This window comes from Sagittula sp. (assembly GCF_052825245.1).
On sequence record NZ_JBRBWD010000056.1, the window covers coordinates 1 to 13,909 of the forward strand.

The 13,909-nt window shown below is 62.6% G+C and carries 19 protein-coding genes; 17 read left to right on the top strand and 2 right to left on the bottom strand.

Annotated elements, in window-relative coordinates:
• Window positions 1-259 precede the first annotated feature (259 nt).
• Window positions 260-517 (bottom strand): helix-turn-helix domain-containing protein, encoded by a 258-nt coding sequence (locus ACU0DV_RS22810; protein WP_271109763.1) that lies wholly within the window; start codon window positions 515-517, stop codon window positions 260-262.
• A 156-nt stretch (window positions 518-673) separates the two neighbouring features.
• Window positions 674-994 (bottom strand): hypothetical protein, encoded by a 321-nt coding sequence (locus tag ACU0DV_RS22815; RefSeq protein ID WP_223228095.1) that lies wholly within the window; start codon window positions 992-994, stop codon window positions 674-676.
• Window positions 995-1,138: 144 nt separating this feature from the next.
• On the opposite strand from ACU0DV_RS22815, the gene ACU0DV_RS22820 reads away from it, so the two are divergent.
• The 17 genes from ACU0DV_RS22820 to ACU0DV_RS22900 all read left to right on the top strand — a co-directional run bounded on the left by ACU0DV_RS22820 (window position 1,139) and on the right by ACU0DV_RS22900 (window position 13,898).
• On the top strand, window positions 1,139-1,495 hold the full coding sequence (locus ACU0DV_RS22820) for a hypothetical protein (RefSeq protein ID WP_028093938.1): 357 nt from the start codon (window positions 1,139-1,141) through the stop codon (window positions 1,493-1,495).
• A 43-nt stretch (window positions 1,496-1,538) separates the two neighbouring features.
• On the top strand, window positions 1,539-2,159 hold the full coding sequence (locus tag ACU0DV_RS22825) for a lytic transglycosylase domain-containing protein (protein WP_088652953.1): 621 nt from the start codon (window positions 1,539-1,541) through the stop codon (window positions 2,157-2,159).
• Window positions 2,156-2,446, top strand: coding sequence for a TrbC/VirB2 family protein (locus ACU0DV_RS22830; RefSeq protein WP_009803468.1), 291 nt, complete (start codon window positions 2,156-2,158; stop codon window positions 2,444-2,446). The genes ACU0DV_RS22825 and ACU0DV_RS22830 overlap by 4 nt, the downstream gene beginning before the upstream one ends.
• Before the next feature lie 12 nt (window positions 2,447-2,458).
• Window positions 2,459-2,737, top strand: coding sequence for a type IV secretion system protein VirB3 (locus tag ACU0DV_RS22835; RefSeq protein ID WP_088652952.1), 279 nt, complete (start codon window positions 2,459-2,461; stop codon window positions 2,735-2,737).
• The gene (locus ACU0DV_RS22840; protein ID WP_271109762.1) at window positions 2,727-5,102 is read left to right on the top strand and encodes a VirB4 family type IV secretion/conjugal transfer ATPase; all 2,376 of its coding nucleotides are present in this window, start codon (window positions 2,727-2,729) and stop codon (window positions 5,100-5,102) included. The genes ACU0DV_RS22835 and ACU0DV_RS22840 overlap by 11 nt, the downstream gene beginning before the upstream one ends.
• Window positions 5,099-5,266, top strand: a complete 168-nt coding sequence (locus tag ACU0DV_RS22845) for a hypothetical protein (protein ID WP_169726939.1) — start codon at window positions 5,099-5,101, stop codon at window positions 5,264-5,266. Before ACU0DV_RS22840 ends, ACU0DV_RS22845 begins: the two co-directional genes overlap by 4 nt.
• A 10-nt stretch (window positions 5,267-5,276) precedes the next feature.
• Window positions 5,277-6,410, top strand: coding sequence for a lytic transglycosylase domain-containing protein (locus ACU0DV_RS22850; protein WP_408630835.1), 1,134 nt, complete (start codon window positions 5,277-5,279; stop codon window positions 6,408-6,410).
• Window positions 6,410-7,237 carry a type IV secretion system protein gene (locus ACU0DV_RS22855; RefSeq protein ID WP_233152353.1) on the top strand — a complete coding sequence of 276 codons (828 nt, stop codon included), beginning with the start codon at window positions 6,410-6,412 and terminating at the stop codon, window positions 7,235-7,237. Before ACU0DV_RS22850 ends, ACU0DV_RS22855 begins: the two co-directional genes overlap by 1 nt.
• Before the next feature lie 10 nt (window positions 7,238-7,247).
• A complete protein-coding gene (locus ACU0DV_RS22860; RefSeq protein ID WP_088652949.1) occupies window positions 7,248-7,904 on the top strand; it encodes a virB8 family protein in 657 nt (218 codons plus the stop codon).
• A 120-nt stretch (window positions 7,905-8,024) separates the two neighbouring features.
• A complete protein-coding gene (locus ACU0DV_RS22865; protein WP_446273608.1) occupies window positions 8,025-8,696 on the top strand; it encodes a TrbG/VirB9 family P-type conjugative transfer protein in 672 nt (223 codons plus the stop codon).
• Entirely contained in the window at window positions 8,693-10,075 is a 1,383-nt protein-coding gene (locus tag ACU0DV_RS22870) for a TrbI/VirB10 family protein (protein ID WP_271109760.1), read from the top strand. The genes ACU0DV_RS22865 and ACU0DV_RS22870 overlap by 4 nt, the downstream gene beginning before the upstream one ends.
• A 1-nt stretch (window position 10,076) precedes the next feature.
• Complete coding sequence (locus ACU0DV_RS22875) at window positions 10,077-11,066, top strand: ATPase, T2SS/T4P/T4SS family (RefSeq protein WP_027264449.1); 990 nt, start codon at window positions 10,077-10,079, stop codon at window positions 11,064-11,066.
• Window positions 11,063-11,254, top strand: coding sequence for a hypothetical protein (locus ACU0DV_RS22880; RefSeq protein WP_027264450.1), 192 nt, complete (start codon window positions 11,063-11,065; stop codon window positions 11,252-11,254). Before ACU0DV_RS22875 ends, ACU0DV_RS22880 begins: the two co-directional genes overlap by 4 nt.
• Window positions 11,251-11,655 (top strand): hypothetical protein, encoded by a 405-nt coding sequence (locus ACU0DV_RS22885; protein WP_027264451.1) that lies wholly within the window; start codon window positions 11,251-11,253, stop codon window positions 11,653-11,655. Before ACU0DV_RS22880 ends, ACU0DV_RS22885 begins: the two co-directional genes overlap by 4 nt.
• Before the next feature lie 6 nt (window positions 11,656-11,661).
• A complete protein-coding gene (locus ACU0DV_RS22890) occupies window positions 11,662-12,741 on the top strand; it encodes a type IV secretion system protein (RefSeq protein ID WP_027264452.1) in 1,080 nt (359 codons plus the stop codon).
• 331 nt (window positions 12,742-13,072) lie between these two features.
• Entirely contained in the window at window positions 13,073-13,342 is a 270-nt protein-coding gene (locus ACU0DV_RS22895; protein ID WP_036051617.1) for a hypothetical protein, read from the top strand.
• Window positions 13,335-13,898 (top strand): hypothetical protein, encoded by a 564-nt coding sequence (locus tag ACU0DV_RS22900; protein WP_017467933.1) that lies wholly within the window; start codon window positions 13,335-13,337, stop codon window positions 13,896-13,898. Before ACU0DV_RS22895 ends, ACU0DV_RS22900 begins: the two co-directional genes overlap by 8 nt.
• The last annotated feature ends 11 nt before the right edge of the window (window positions 13,899-13,909 follow it).

A 13,909-nucleotide genomic window follows, 5' to 3' on the forward strand; every position in this document is an offset into this window, starting at 1 on the left:
CAACAATCGCCGCCTTCTCGAACCCATCGGGAACATTCCGCCCGCAGAGGCCGAGGCAAACTTCTACGCTGCTCGGGAAACATCAGGCATGGCCGCGTAACTAAGACAAATCAGCCTCCGGCAAACCCGGCGCGGTTCACCTGTACCAGAGGCCGTGCGTCGCAGCGCCCCGTAACAATTCGTTGTTATCATTGCCCCTCGGTCCCACCGGGGCTTGAGCTCATCACTCCATAAGAGGCGACGATCCCATCGCCTCGTCCTAAATCCGGTGATCGAGATCCGTCGCCGCCTCGGCTGCCGCCAATAGCGTAACCGGATCGATCTGCAGAGCACGCGCGAGTACGATCAACTCAACCACGTCGACCCTACGCTCGCCGCTCTCCAGACGGGCGACAAAAGACTGGTGACATCTCAGACGCAAAGCGAGCTCCGCCTGCGTTAAACCAGCCACCTTCCGCGCCGCAATCAAAGCGTCGCGAAGTGCTTCATGTCCCGAACTCCTGATCGTTTTCGCCACGTGTCACAAACCTCTTGTGACAGGGCTAATCTACTTTATAGATTATCTAAAAAGTGGATAATGAGCGTTTACATGATGATAGAGACTCCGAATTGCACGCCGCCGATACGGCGGAATGTCACAAGACGGCGGCCCTTCGAAAAGGTCGCGGCCAATTCACTCGTCCATCAATTCCAGGAAGCGTCCGTAGTCCTGGCTCACCTCGCGCGCCTCTTCGAACGCCCGGGCACGCTCCTCCTCCAAGCACCGAAAGTAGCTTTGGATGTCCCGGATGTAGAGCTCAAAGTCGCTGCGGATGAGATCGGCATAGGCTTGCGCGGCTTCGGAATCGCTTGGCACGAACGGCCTGGGCGGCGGCAAACAGGACGCGGCGGAGGCTTCACCCACCAGGCACGTGACCAGAAGTATAGCTTGTGCCACGGTCGATGTGCACAACCTGAGGGCGTCCAAGCCCCCTATTTCCTTGATCAAATGCATGGGAACCGTCTATTCGTTAATTGAGCAAGAATCCGCTTGTCGCATCAAAAGTTTATCTTGTGCGTCAATAATATATCATCGTATGACTTGGTTTCAACACCTGAAGCCCGGTCATTCGCCCTGTTGGAGAACGTGATCCGGGTGATGGACCTAGAAAAAGAAGCCCCGAATGTGGTCACCGAACCCAGATTCCGCGATCTGGTCGCCAGCGGCTATCGCGTCGAAGTTGTCTGCAAGGAAGACGCCTTCAAGAAAGGCCCCAACTGGCATGGGGTCTGGATCATGCGCGCCGTCAGCGACGACGGAATCGAGAAACTTCTGGTTACGGCCAGGACCCGGACCTCGCGCAACGACATCAAGATCCGCGAAATCAAGACCGTCACCGGGGTCATCTCCTTCCTGCAAGGAATCGGTTTCTCACACGCCGACGTGCCCTTGGAAGAGGGCAAGCGGACGGTTCACAAGCTCTCCAGCGAAGAGATGGCTGCCAGCCGGGCTTAGCCTCCTTTTCTTTTCCTCCCTGGGCTTCCCGGCATCGGCAGACATGGTCCTGGTGATGGCGGGGGACGGCTCTCTTTCGCCGTCACGCCCCCAGGAACGGTTCGCGCGCAACTACAATGACGGGGTCGGCGTTGGCTCGACCTCAGACGGGTTGCGCATCTTGGGCGAAGAAAGCCGCTCCGAGGGACGTGAAGGGGTGCGCATCGCGGCCTTGGCCCCTCGCGCGCTCACACCACGCCCGGATATCCTCGCCGCGATCGAGGAGACCGGACTGCGCTACGCGAGCCACCCTGGGCTCCGTGCAGCCGATATCACAGTCACGGACTGGCTCCACCTCTATCGCGCCAATATAGAGATCGAGAGTGCGTACAATCCGAACGCCGTCTCCCATGTCGGGGCGGTCGGTCTCGGGCAGTTGATGCCTGACACCGCCCGTGCGCTTGGCGTTGATCCCAACAACTGGCGGCAGAACCTCGATGGCTCCGCGCGCTACCTCGCCCTGATGTTGACGGAGTTCGGCGATGCTCGTCTTGCGCTGGCCGCCTACAATGCTGGGCCCGACGCCGTGCGCGAGCATTCCGGCATTCCCCCTTACCGAGAAACCCAAAACCACGTCCAGCGGGTGCTGGCCGTCTTCAACCGGCTGGAAGGAGCGTCCCCATGAAGCCATTGACGAAATCCCTGATCACCCTTGCCGCTCTCCTCATCGTTGCGGCAGAACCGGCCCTGGCCCAGAGCATCGACCTCTCACCGATTCAGAGCTTGCTTCAGGGCATCGTGGACGCGCTGACCGGACCGCTTGGAGTCGTCATCGCCACCCTCGCGGTCCTCGGCGTGTTCCTCAGCTGGTTCTTCAACATCATCGATCTGCGCCAAGCCCTCTGGGTGCTGGTGGGCATCGCGGGTGTTGCGGCCGCGCCGACCATCGTTGCCGCCGTCTTCGGGTCGTGAGAGGAGGCGAACGTGGCCGAACGATCGCCGCTCTTTCTGGGCCTCGTACGCCCGCCGAAGCTCCTCGGCCTGCCGATCATGTATGCCATGGTCTGGCTCTTCGGCTCTGTGCTGCTGTTCGTCTGGGTGCAGCACCTGGTTGTCCTGGGCATCGCGGCGGTGCTCTATCCGGTTCTCTGGAAAGCGGCTGACTGGGATCCGCGTTTCATCGACGTGATGATGACGGCGTTGCAGGAGACGCCGCCGACGCGGAACCGGTCCATCCACGGGGGCGACAGCTATGCGCCATAGTGAAGCCCTGGACGAGACCGTCGATGAACGCACCCTCATGCCAGACTGGTATGCCCGCGAGAAACGCCTCGCGCATATGCTGCCCTATGTCAGCCTGGTCGACGACCATACGGTCCGGACCCGGGTCAACGAACTCTTACAATGCGTTCGGCTGAGCGGGGTCAACAGCTACACGACGGACGATGCCTATCTCGACAAGGTGACGGCGCTCTTCGCCCGGATCATCGCGCAGCTGGGACCCGAGTTCAGCTACTACGTGCACAAGGTCTCGAAGTCGATCACCCCGGACCTGCTCCCGGTCAAGGGGGACGGCTTCGCGGCGGCGGTGGATGATGCCTGGCGCGCAAAGCTGGCCTCGGCAGGTCTCCGGGACAAGACCCTCACACTCACAATCATCCAGCGCCCACCGCCCAGAAGCTTCCTCGGCTTCGTGAACCGTTCCGCACCGGAGCGATTCAAGGAAGAGACCGCGAAACGGCTCAGACGCCTCAAGGAGGCGGTCGGGGTCTTCACCTCCGGCCTGGCGGAACTCAAGCCCCGCATCCTCACGGCGACCTCTGGCGAGTTGGTCGGGTTCCTCGGTGCGCTCAACACCGGCCGCGAACTGCCGCTCTATCCCGCAAACCGCTACGGGTTTCTGGCCTACAACGTTGCCAATACTCGCGTGACGTTTCTGGAAGATCATTTCGAGCTCTCTGACGGCGTGGTCGGCCATCGCTTCGGTAAGAGCTTCACCATCGGCGAATATGCCGAAGGTACCACCTGCACCATGTTCGACATGCTGAACCTGCCGGTCGACATGATCGTCACCCATTCCTTCACACCGATCAATTCGAACCTGATGGCGGGCCGGATCAAACGCCAGAAGCGCCAGATGCAAGCCTCGCAAGACGCCGCTCTGTCGCTCCTAGAGGCACTCGACATCGCGCATGATGATCTTGAGGCCAAACGCCAGAGCTTCGGTGAGCACCACATGGTGGTGACCGTCTTCTGCGACAGCCTCGACGAGTTGCAAACCCTCGGGGCCGAGATCGTGAACGCCGCGGCCGCCGAAGGCGTGAAGATGATCGGCGAGCGGATGGCCGCGAAATCGCATTACTTCAGCCAGCATCCGGGCAACCAGCCGAAGCGGGTGCGCGCCAGCGCCGTTACCAACCGCAACTTCGCGGATTTCGCAGCACTTCATCGCACCCAGCTCGGCAAGGAGAAACACCAGCTGCCCTGGGGCCAGGAGATCACGCTCTTCCCGACGCCGGAACAGAGCGCATATCGTTTCTCTTATCACGAACAGGGCTCGCCAGAGAAAGAACCGACCAGCGGGCATACCCTGATCCTGGGCCGTCCCGGTTCTGGTAAATCGGTCCTCTCGGCCTTTCTGATGACTCAGGCCCGGCGCGTCGGCGCCCGCATCTTCGTTTTTGACTACCGGCTCGGGATGGAGATGGCCGTCCGCGCCAATGGTGGGCGCTACGCCTCGATCAAGGCGGGACAGACGACCGGTCTCAACCCGCTCTGGACCGAAATCGATGAGCGCGGCACCGCCTGGCTCTCGGATTGGCTCGCCTCGCTCCTCTATCGCTCTGACAAGCCCCTGACCCCGGCCCAGACCAACCGCATCCAGGAGGTGGTCCGCCAGAACGCCACAGCCACCAACCCGGCCTTGCGGAACTGGAAGGACTTCGCCTCGCTCTTTGTCTCGACCGACGACAATGGCGACCTGCACCAACGGCTCCTCGAATGGACGGAGGATGGCCGCTACGGCTGGATCTTCGGCCAGAGCCTCGAGGACACCTTCTCCCTTGATGGCGATGTCGTGGGGTTTGACCTGACCGGTATTCTTGACAGCGAGAGCGAAAAGGAACGCATGGCGGTACTCTCCTATCTCTTCCGCCGGATCGAGCGAGAGATCGAGGACCGTCGCCCCACCATCATCGTGATCGACGAGGCATGGAAGGCGCTCGACAACCCATACTTTGCCGAACGGCTCTCGAACTGGCTGGTGACCGCCCGAAAACAGAACACCGTCGCGGTGATGATGACGCAATATGCGAGCCAGCTCGAACGCACGCGGACCGGCAAGACCATCGTCGAGGCGGTGCCGACGCAGATCCTGCTCCCCAACATCCGGGCCCATGCCTCGGACTACGCGATGCTGAACCTCTTCGAGAAAGAGCTCGACGTGCTCCTGAACACCGGCAGCGACAGCCGTCTCGCCCTCATCCGCGACGACAGCGGCTCCGTGGTGGTCGATGCCGACTTCTCCGCCCTCGGCCCCCTCCTCACCATCCTCGGCGGCATGGAGAAGGGCGAGGCCCTCACCGGCCCCGACTACCGCGACAGACCTGATTTCTGGAGGCTCTCATGATCCGACCCCTCATCCTCCTCGCCGCACTCGGCGTTCTCTCTTCCTGCGCCGAATATCGCGAGCCCCAGGCCAACTGCTTCGCCTTCCGCGCCTCGCTAGATCAGGTCGAGCCGGATTGCATCTTCACACCCATCGGAAACCCGGAAGACGGCGTTGAGGTCTAGGGTCGCACATATCCTCCTGGCGGCTCTCCTACCGGCGGCCGCGCTCGCCCAGGGCGTTCCCACCAACGATTCCGGGCTGACGGCCCGCGATATCGTCGAGACGGGCGACCGGGACGCCGACCTCGCCGTCCAGCGTGAGAAACTCACCGTCGAAGAGTTGCTGACCGAGATCGAACGGGAACAGCTCGCCACGCTGCGCGCCATCCTCGACGCTCAGACGAGCTTCGGAGGCCAGGGTCTTCCGGGCATGGTCGCCGATCTGGAAAGCGGCAGCGGCGCTTCGGACCGGTCCGCGGCGGCGGTCTATGGCTCCGGCGATGTCGATCCCAATCCGGGCGGCGCGGGTATGTTCGGGGATGCGGCAGAAAACATCGAGCAGCTGATCATCCGGGTCGCCCAAGAAACCCACGGGCGGCCCGGGGTCGGGCGGGCCGGTCTTTCCGTCGTGCAATGGCGCGCCCTCCTGCAGGCGCTCATCTGGCAGGAGAGCCGCTTCTCCATCGGCGCACGCTCGCCCGTGGGCGCCTTCGGCCTCACCCAGATCATGCCGGGCACCGCGAGCGATCTCGGAATCAACCCGGAATATTATGACAGCCCCTACTTGCAGGTCGAGGGTGGCGCGCGCTACCTCGCGGCCCAGCTCAACACCTTCGACGGCAACGTCGTCAACGCGCTAGCGGCCTATAACGCCGGGCCTGGCCGTGTGTTCGAATATGGCGGCGTACCGCCCTTCAAGGAGACCCAGCACTACGTCACGGTCATCCCCGAACGCTACAATCTTTACCTTGCCCGGATCGGTGGCATCGAGGCGCTCGGCACGATCGACCCCGCGCTTCTCGCCAACGCCCATCTCTCGCTCAGCGGGTTCGGGGCCGCCTTCTACGGCAGCAATTCCCCCACCGCCATCCGGCAAGCCGCCTTGCGCATCCAGGACATCGTCACCCGGATCGGCGGCACCGAGGACCTCCAGGAGAGCATGGCACTCAACACCTATGCCCGCGCCGAACTGGTCCGGCTGATGGCCGCGCGCATTCGCCTGAAAGCCGCACGGACCCAACCGCTCAGTGCCGCCCAATTGGCCCAGGCCGCGGCCCGCATTGCCGAAAACGAATTCATGGAGTTCACATTGGAGGATCTGGATTGATGCCCCGCAGAATGTTCATTTCAGCACCACTTCGCACGTTGACCCTGGCCAGCGTCTTGGCGCTTTGCTCACCTTTCGTGACCAGTGCCCCCGTCCTGGCCCAGGGCGTGCCGGTCGTGGACACCCAGAACATCGCCCAAAACATCCAGCAACTCCGGCAGATGATCGAGGACGAGATCCTGCAAAACGAGCAACTCGTGCAGCTCCGCGAACAGCTTGCAACGCTCACGGAGCAGCTCGCCGAGCTACAACGAACATATGAGGCGCTGACCCGTCTCGCTGAACTGCCCGAGATCATCCGGACACAGATGGAAGACGAACTGAACGGTCTGCTGGACCAGGAGTTCGGCGACATCATCGCCACGATTCAAGCGATCAAGACAGGGGATTTTTCCGGGCTCACCGGTTCCGGCGCCAGTGAAATCGAAACCCAGATGGATAGAGTGCTGGCCGATCTCGGTTTCGACGAGGACACGCTCTCGGAAATGGCCCGCAGTGGCAATCCCGGTGCCGAGCGCGTGGCAACGCAAGCCACGACCGGCGCGCTGGTCTCGGCCGCGGCCCAGAACAGCTACGAGGATGCCGGGCAATCGCTGGAACGTGTCGACCGGCTCGTCGGGCTCATCGACGACATGGATGAGCTCAAAGAGAGCGTCGATCTCAACACGCGAGTGACGGCCGAGCTTGCCATTGCGCTCGTCGCCATGTGGCAGCTCGAAGCGATCCAGACCGTAGGAGATGGCACCGGCGGCGTGATCGATGCCGCCACCATCGCCGAAGAACAACGCTTCATGGAGTTCACGCTCCCGGAACTGAGCGCGGATTGAGGGCTGATTGTTGGACGAAGAAACCGCCATCATCGAGGAGGAACTGGTCTACGGCGCGCTGAGACGGGAACGGCTCTGGCAGCGCCTGGGACTCTTCGGCCTTGGCTTTGGCATCCTGGGCTGCCTCAGCGCGGCCGCCGTGGCCATCCTCGATGTCGATCCGCCCCCTGTAGTGGTACCTTACGACCCCGCCACCGGCTTCGCCCTCCCCGAAGCCACCGTCGGGGCCACCACCGTCACCGAGAACCGCGCCATTATCGAGGCGGAAGTCTTCCGCTACGTGACCGACCGCGAGGTCTACAACCAGCTCGACAATGACGTGCGCATCCGCAGCGTGTTGCGCCGTTCAGACCGTGCAGCAGGGGCCTCACTGCGCCAGATCTGGAACTCGGCCAATGCCGACTATCCCCCGACCGTCTATGGACCCAACGCTCGTCTGGACGTCGAGATCCTCAGCATCAACCTGATCGGCAACAACCGGGCCACGGTGCGGCTTCGCAAGCGCCTCACCTCGATTCAGGGGGTTCAGGCGGGGCTCTTCACCGCGACGCTCCTCTTCGAGTTCCGCCCCGAGGAGAGCCGCTCCATCGACCAGGTCTGGACCAACCCGTTTGGCTTCACGGTTGTCGAATACGCGATCCGCTCGGACAGATTGGAGAACCAGTAAGTGCGCTTCCGGAACAAGAAATCAGGGAACGCCTTGCCAGCGTCCCAAAAGCGCGAGACGCGCCAGGGTATTGGCAATGCGAAACACGCCGGACACGCTCGGGCGTTCGTCGCGGCCTTTTTGCTGGTCTCTCTGTTTGCGTCCCACGCGTCAGCCGAGGCGATCCCGCGCGGGGGAGCCAACGACCACCGCGTGCGGGTCGCGTCCTACCAGGAAGGCCAGGTCTACAGGCTGAACGTTTCCCTGACCCATGTCACGACCATCGAGTTCGGGACAGGCGAGAGCATCCGCTCAATCATCGCCGGCGACACGGAAGGATTTGAGATCGACGGCGTCCCAGGTGGTCGCGCCTTTGCGATCAAACCTGTCGCCCGCGGCGTCCATACCAACGTGACCGTCTACACCAACAGACGGAGTTACTATTTCAACGTGAACGAGGTCTCGAGCCCAACCTTCTATGTCGTGCAATTCCGCTACCCGCAAGACAATCGCCGCTCGGCCGACGCCATCGCACGCGCCGCGCCAAACACCAATTACTGGGCCAGCGCACGGACGGAGTTCACGCCGACCCGGGTCTGGGACGACGGCACCTTCACCTATTTCGCCTTCCCACGGAACGCACCCGTCCCGGCGATCTTCCGTTACACGAACGGGCGCGAGCGCACGGTGAACACAGGCGCGGTCGAAGACGGTGTGATCCGTGTCTCGGGCGTGGGGCGCCAATGGGTGCTGCGTCTGGGCGAGGACGTGGTCTGTATCGAGGCGACGCCGCCCGCGGAGGCCGCCTCATGAGTGACAACAACCCGGATCTCGAACAGCGCCTCGCCGCACTCGAACGGGGCAACCCGCGCCACGGACCCGCTCCGAAACGCCGCACACCGCTCCTCGCCCTCCTCCTCGCAGGACTGATCCTGGCGGGCGGCTTGGTCCTTTTGCTGTTTTCGGGCCCGGGGCAAGAGGTCGCCCTGCCGACGGCCACCCCGGACGAGTTCCAAACCGAGGGTGACGGGTTCGGAGAGATCGAACCCTTCGTGCCGCCGCCCGCCCCGGAACCCGAGATCGTTCTCGTCGAACCAGAACCCAACGCCGAACTTCTGGCGCAGATCGCCGCACTCCAGGCCCAGATCGAGGAACTGCGCGACGCGCCGGACACCGACGCCGGGGCGGACAGCGCGGCAGCGGAGGCGATCGATGCCCTGACCGCACGGATCGCAGCCCTACAGGACGCCTCCGAGAATGCTCAGGAACAATTCCAGACCGAACTCGCCGCACGAGATCGGGAGCTGCAACAGCTGCGTATGGACCTGGACCTCGCGCGGCTGGAGGCCAACAAGCCGGCACCCGCCCCGCTCGGACCCACCGACGAAGAGTTGCGCGCCCGCGAAGATGAGCGGATGCGACGTGAGGAAGAGGCGCGGCGGCTGGCCGAGCTGCAACGCCGGGCCGAGGAGGAGCGTGCCTTCCAGGAACGGCGGATTTCCTCCCCCGTTATCGCCTTCGGCGGAACGGGCGGCGCCAATGCGGGCGAGACAGAACTCACCGAACGCACCTTCGGCGAGGTGACAGACTTCGTGCTGAACGGCGCGTTGCCGAGCGCCATCACACAAGCCGAAGTCATCGCAAATCCCTCGAACACGGTCATCCAGGGCACGATGATCCAGGCCGTGATGGAGACCGCACTCGACAGCTCGCTCCCCGGACAGACCCGTGCCATCATCTCCGAAGACGTCTTCAGCTATGACGGCTCACGGCTCCTGATCCCGCGCGGCTCGCGCCTTATTGGACGCTACCGCTCCGGCATCGAGATAGCCCAGAAGCGCGTCACCATCGCCTGGGACCGGATCATTCTACCAAACAACCAGACCGTCCAGATCAGCTCCTTCGGGGGAGACGCGTTGGGCCGTTCGGGTGTCACCGGTTTTGTTGATACCCGCTTTGACGAGCGGTTCGGCTCCGCCGCGCTGATTTCCATCATTTCGGCCGCCCCGAGTGTGGCCGCCGCCCAGGTCGAGGATGAGACCACCGCAGACGTACTTGAAGATGTGGGCGATGACCTGGCGGACGCCACCGATTCCGTGATCGGCGAATATCTCGCCATCGGGCCCGTCATCTACGTCGACCAAGGCGCACGCGTCACCGTCATGGTCGACCGGGATCTGGAGATTTTCTGAGATGACGCTCTCCTATCTGCAGACCTCACTCGACAAGCTCGCGGACGCCGGTCGCGACGACGTCATCGAGATATGCATCAACCCCGACGGCTCTTGCTGGGGTGAGTTCCAAGGGGATCACTTCATGCGCGCGCTGGACCAGCGCCTGAGCGTCACCGAGCTGCGCGATCTCGGCAACCAGATCGCGTCGTCGGCCAATACGACGATGAGCAAGGACAAGCCCATCGTCTCGGTCTCTATCACCTATCGGGGCCGACCGATCCGTGCCCAGGTCGTGACCCCGCCCGCCGTCCTCGCGGGCATGTCGATCTCGCTGCGATTCTTCTCCAACCTGCCGCTCGACCGGATCGAACTCAGCTTCCTCTACGGCGAAGAACGCAAGCTCGAGGAACTGCGCCAGGAGAAGAACCGCGCGCTGCGCGAGGTCGTCGCCTCCGGTGACATCTACGCGGCCATCCGCTTCTGCGTCGAAAACAAGCTCAACATGATCGTCTCCGGCGGCACCTCGACCGGCAAGACCGTCGCGGCGCGCAAGATCCTCTCCTACGTTCCCGACGAGGAACGTATCGTCACCATCGAAGAGGCGGCGGAACTGCTGCCCGCCCAGCCCAATGCCGTAACGCTCATCGCCAACCGCGACGCGGAGTTCCAGTCCGCCGACGTGCTCCTGACCGCGACGCTGCGCATGCGGCCCGACCGCATCATCCTCGGCGAGGTGCGCGGCAAAGAGGCCATGACCTTCCTCGAGGCGATCAACACCGGCCATGGCGGCTCGATGACAACACTCCACGCCGAGACCCCACAACTCGCCGTCCAGCGGCTGGCCATCGCAGCGCTCAAGACCGAGATCCCAATGACCTACCAGGACATGATCCAATACATCGAGAGCTCGATCGACGTGATTATCCAGGCCGGCCGCGAGGACGGCGAACGCGGCATCACCGAATTCTATCTCCCTGGAACCGAATTGCAGGAAAGGCACAATGCATGAAGCAGTTTGAGTACGACATCCTGTTCTGCAAGGTGAAGAAGCAGAAGGACTATGAAGAGATGCGGCGCGCCCTGAACGAACGGGGCGCCGAAGGCTGGGAGGTGATCTCGGCCGAGGCGGGCGATTACGGCTATACCGCGTTCCTCAAGCGTGAGGTCGCGGACCGGCTGACGGAGACTGCGACATGACACGCGTCACCATTCTCGTCTGCTCATTCCTTCTTTTTTCGGGCAGTATCGCATCGGCCGAGCGCGACCTAGTCCCGACGCTCGACAATCAACCCGATGTCTGCCCCGATCAGCCGCCCGAGCCGGAGTGGATGCGAAACACAGAGGCGCGCGACGCCTACAAGCGGCTCCTGGTCCAGCAAATCTACCGGTTTCAGAGCATGGAACGCATCGTCGACGCGCAGAGCTGCACCTGCGCCACCCGGTATCCGCCTTGGGAGGCAACTGAGGCGGTCTATTTTGATCTCTATTCCTCAACTGACTATTGGAGCGTGGTCGAGGCGACGTCAGACTATCGCCGACGGGCGAACGATCTCCGAAAGCAGGCCATGCCGATCTGCGACGCGGCCGGCAACTGGTAGCGGGTCATGAGCGTCGTCGCGTATTTCGTGGAAACGGCCGAAGGCTATCTGGACTCAGCGGCGGAAACCCAGTTCGGGGCCGTGGCCGCCACGGTCGGAACGATGCTGGTCCTCGGGACGACGCTCGTGGTCATCCTCGTCTGTCTCAACATGATCTACCAATACCGTTCCATGGACGGCCGGACCGCCTTCTGGCTCGCCGTGAAGATCGGCCTGATTGGCATATTCGCGACCAACTGGGTCCAGTTCAACGCACTCGCATCCGCGATCCTGAACGGGATAGACAGCATCGCCGGATCGCTGGTCGCGTCGGTCGGCGGCGGGATGCCAGGTCCGTCTGGAACCTTCGCCGAGGAGTTCGATCAGCTCATCGCGGCGCTTGGGGATTACCTGAACGCAGCAGGCTCCGAGTTGAACTGGATGGCCGGCGCGCTTCTCGACACGCTCGGCGTTCTCCTGCTCTCGATCCTCGGAGGGCTGGCGGCCTTCATTGTCGTCGCCTCCAGGCTCATGATCACGCTGTTGATCGGGATCGCGCCGGTGATGATCTTCCTGACCCTCTTCGAGGTGACCAAGGACTATTTCGCGCGATGGCTCTCGGCGCTGATTTCCTTCGCGATCTACCCCATCGTCATCGCCGGCGTTTTCGCGACCATCACCGGGGTCTCGCGCGCATTGCTCGCCGAACTTGGTGATCCGGAGGGGGCTTCGAACATCGGCGCCCTCCTGCCCTTCTTCATGATGGTCCTCATGGCCAAGGGGTTCATCATCGCCACGCCCTTCATCGTCCGGTCGGTCTCCGGAAACATCATGATGCCGGCGCTTTCGGCGGGCTTTGGCGGAAGCTACGCCTTCGCCCGAGGCTTGGCAGGAAGTCAGCAAGTCTATAACCGATACGCCATCGGAGGCGCGACAGGCGCCGAATATGCCGCGCTTCGGGCCAGGCAGTTTCTCGGCGTACAGGCGCTCCCGACCCGCCCTAATGCCGCGGGTGGTGCGCCGGCTGCACCTTCAGGCGACTCATCTAGCACCGGTGCCCGCATGCTTGCGCAACTGGCACGGCTGAACAGGCTGGGCCGACGGTAGAGTTGACCGGAGGTGGCACGACTAGCCGGAACAGGCTGTTCGCAGGTCAAACCTTTGCTGCCTGCTGGGATCATGACAGACAGCATGAATGGTTTTGCGTTGGTGGCATCGTGCCGCGTCTGGGGACGGCACACTGCTACAGGATCAGACGCAACGGCATCCGCGCCGGTGTTTCTGTCTGGGACGTCCGTCCTGTATCCCGTTCTCACATCAAAGCATTTGACGGCAAGCTTCCTATGGGAAATTGCCGGTAGCGGACAGTAAATTGCAGCGACGTTTTGCTGAGCTATTAACTTGTCACTTGACAATTTAAGAAAGTGGGGTATCTAGGGTGCCAAGGAAGAAGCACACGTCAAAGGAAATCGAGGCCGTCATCCAGGAGCTCGAAGAGCTGGGATGGGACCTTATTGAGGGCAAGGGGCACGCGTGGGGGATCCTCCGATGCCCGGCCAACGATAAGGATTGCCGCTGTGGCGAGTTTTGTCAGATGTCTGTCTGGTCGACCCCGAAGAATCCACAGCAGTTCGCGAAAAAGATCCGACAGAAGGCCCTGGCCTGCGTGAAGCTTCAGAAGAACGACGAAGGTAATGCCAATGGCTGAAGAATTCGAATTCGAACTGGTCTTTGCACTCCCCGACGGAGAGCACGATGCGTTTTCGCTCTCTGACGCGATCTTCGAGGCGGGTTTTGAAGATGCGCTCGTGGGCACCGGTCACGCCGGTCTTCTGGGTGTAGAACTGGAACTTGAAGGGGATGAGGCCGAGAGCGCGATCCTTGAAGCGGCGCGGGCTCTGATCAAGGCGCTGCCGCAAGGCACAGTCCTGCGCGAGGTCCGTCCCGACCTGGTGTCTCTCGCGGATGTCGCCGAGAAGCTCGAGATAAAGCGACAGGCGCTCCAGCAGCGCAAGATGCCCCTCCCCGTTGCGGGTGGCCTCTACCGCATCGATGAAATGATCGAGGTTCTGATGGAGGCCGCAAACCCGGCAAAGGGGCAGCGTCGTCCGCGCTTTAACCTGGCTTCCGCCGCGAAGTGGTTTCGTGCGGGCCCCGCGGCCCGCAGGGTGAACGCCCAGTTGACGATGCGTGAGATCGACCCTGCGACGATTGAGCGAGCCCCTCGACCAGAGCGCGACGACCCTGGCTTTCTTCACCCGTGACAATGGTCGGC

What these genes read in the sequence shown, in the direction of transcription:
- ACU0DV_RS22820 (WP_028093938.1), top strand. Translation starts at nt 1,139, where the DNA reads ATGGACCTAGAAAAAGAAGCCCCGAATGTGGTCACCGAACCCAGATTC.
- ACU0DV_RS22825 (WP_088652953.1), top strand. Translation starts at nt 1,539, where the DNA reads ATGGTCCTGGTGATGGCGGGGGACGGCTCTCTTTCGCCGTCACGCCCC.
- ACU0DV_RS22900 (WP_017467933.1), top strand. Translation starts at nt 13,335, where the DNA reads ATGGCTGAAGAATTCGAATTCGAACTGGTCTTTGCACTCCCCGACGGA.
- ACU0DV_RS22885 (WP_027264451.1), top strand. Translation starts at nt 11,251, where the DNA reads ATGACACGCGTCACCATTCTCGTCTGCTCATTCCTTCTTTTTTCGGGC.
- ACU0DV_RS22870 (WP_271109760.1), top strand. Translation starts at nt 8,693, where the DNA reads ATGAGTGACAACAACCCGGATCTCGAACAGCGCCTCGCCGCACTCGAA.
- ACU0DV_RS22855 (WP_233152353.1), top strand. Translation starts at nt 6,410, where the DNA reads ATGCCCCGCAGAATGTTCATTTCAGCACCACTTCGCACGTTGACCCTG.
- ACU0DV_RS22840 (WP_271109762.1), top strand. Translation starts at nt 2,727, where the DNA reads ATGCGCCATAGTGAAGCCCTGGACGAGACCGTCGATGAACGCACCCTC.
- ACU0DV_RS22845 (WP_169726939.1), top strand. Translation starts at nt 5,099, where the DNA reads ATGATCCGACCCCTCATCCTCCTCGCCGCACTCGGCGTTCTCTCTTCC.
- ACU0DV_RS22830 (WP_009803468.1), top strand. Translation starts at nt 2,156, where the DNA reads ATGAAGCCATTGACGAAATCCCTGATCACCCTTGCCGCTCTCCTCATC.
- ACU0DV_RS22880 (WP_027264450.1), top strand. Translation starts at nt 11,063, where the DNA reads ATGAAGCAGTTTGAGTACGACATCCTGTTCTGCAAGGTGAAGAAGCAG.
- ACU0DV_RS22890 (WP_027264452.1), top strand. Translation starts at nt 11,662, where the DNA reads ATGAGCGTCGTCGCGTATTTCGTGGAAACGGCCGAAGGCTATCTGGAC.
- ACU0DV_RS22815 (WP_223228095.1), bottom strand. Translation starts at nt 994, where the DNA reads ATGCATTTGATCAAGGAAATAGGGGGCTTGGACGCCCTCAGGTTGTGC.
- ACU0DV_RS22875 (WP_027264449.1), top strand. Translation starts at nt 10,077, where the DNA reads ATGACGCTCTCCTATCTGCAGACCTCACTCGACAAGCTCGCGGACGCC.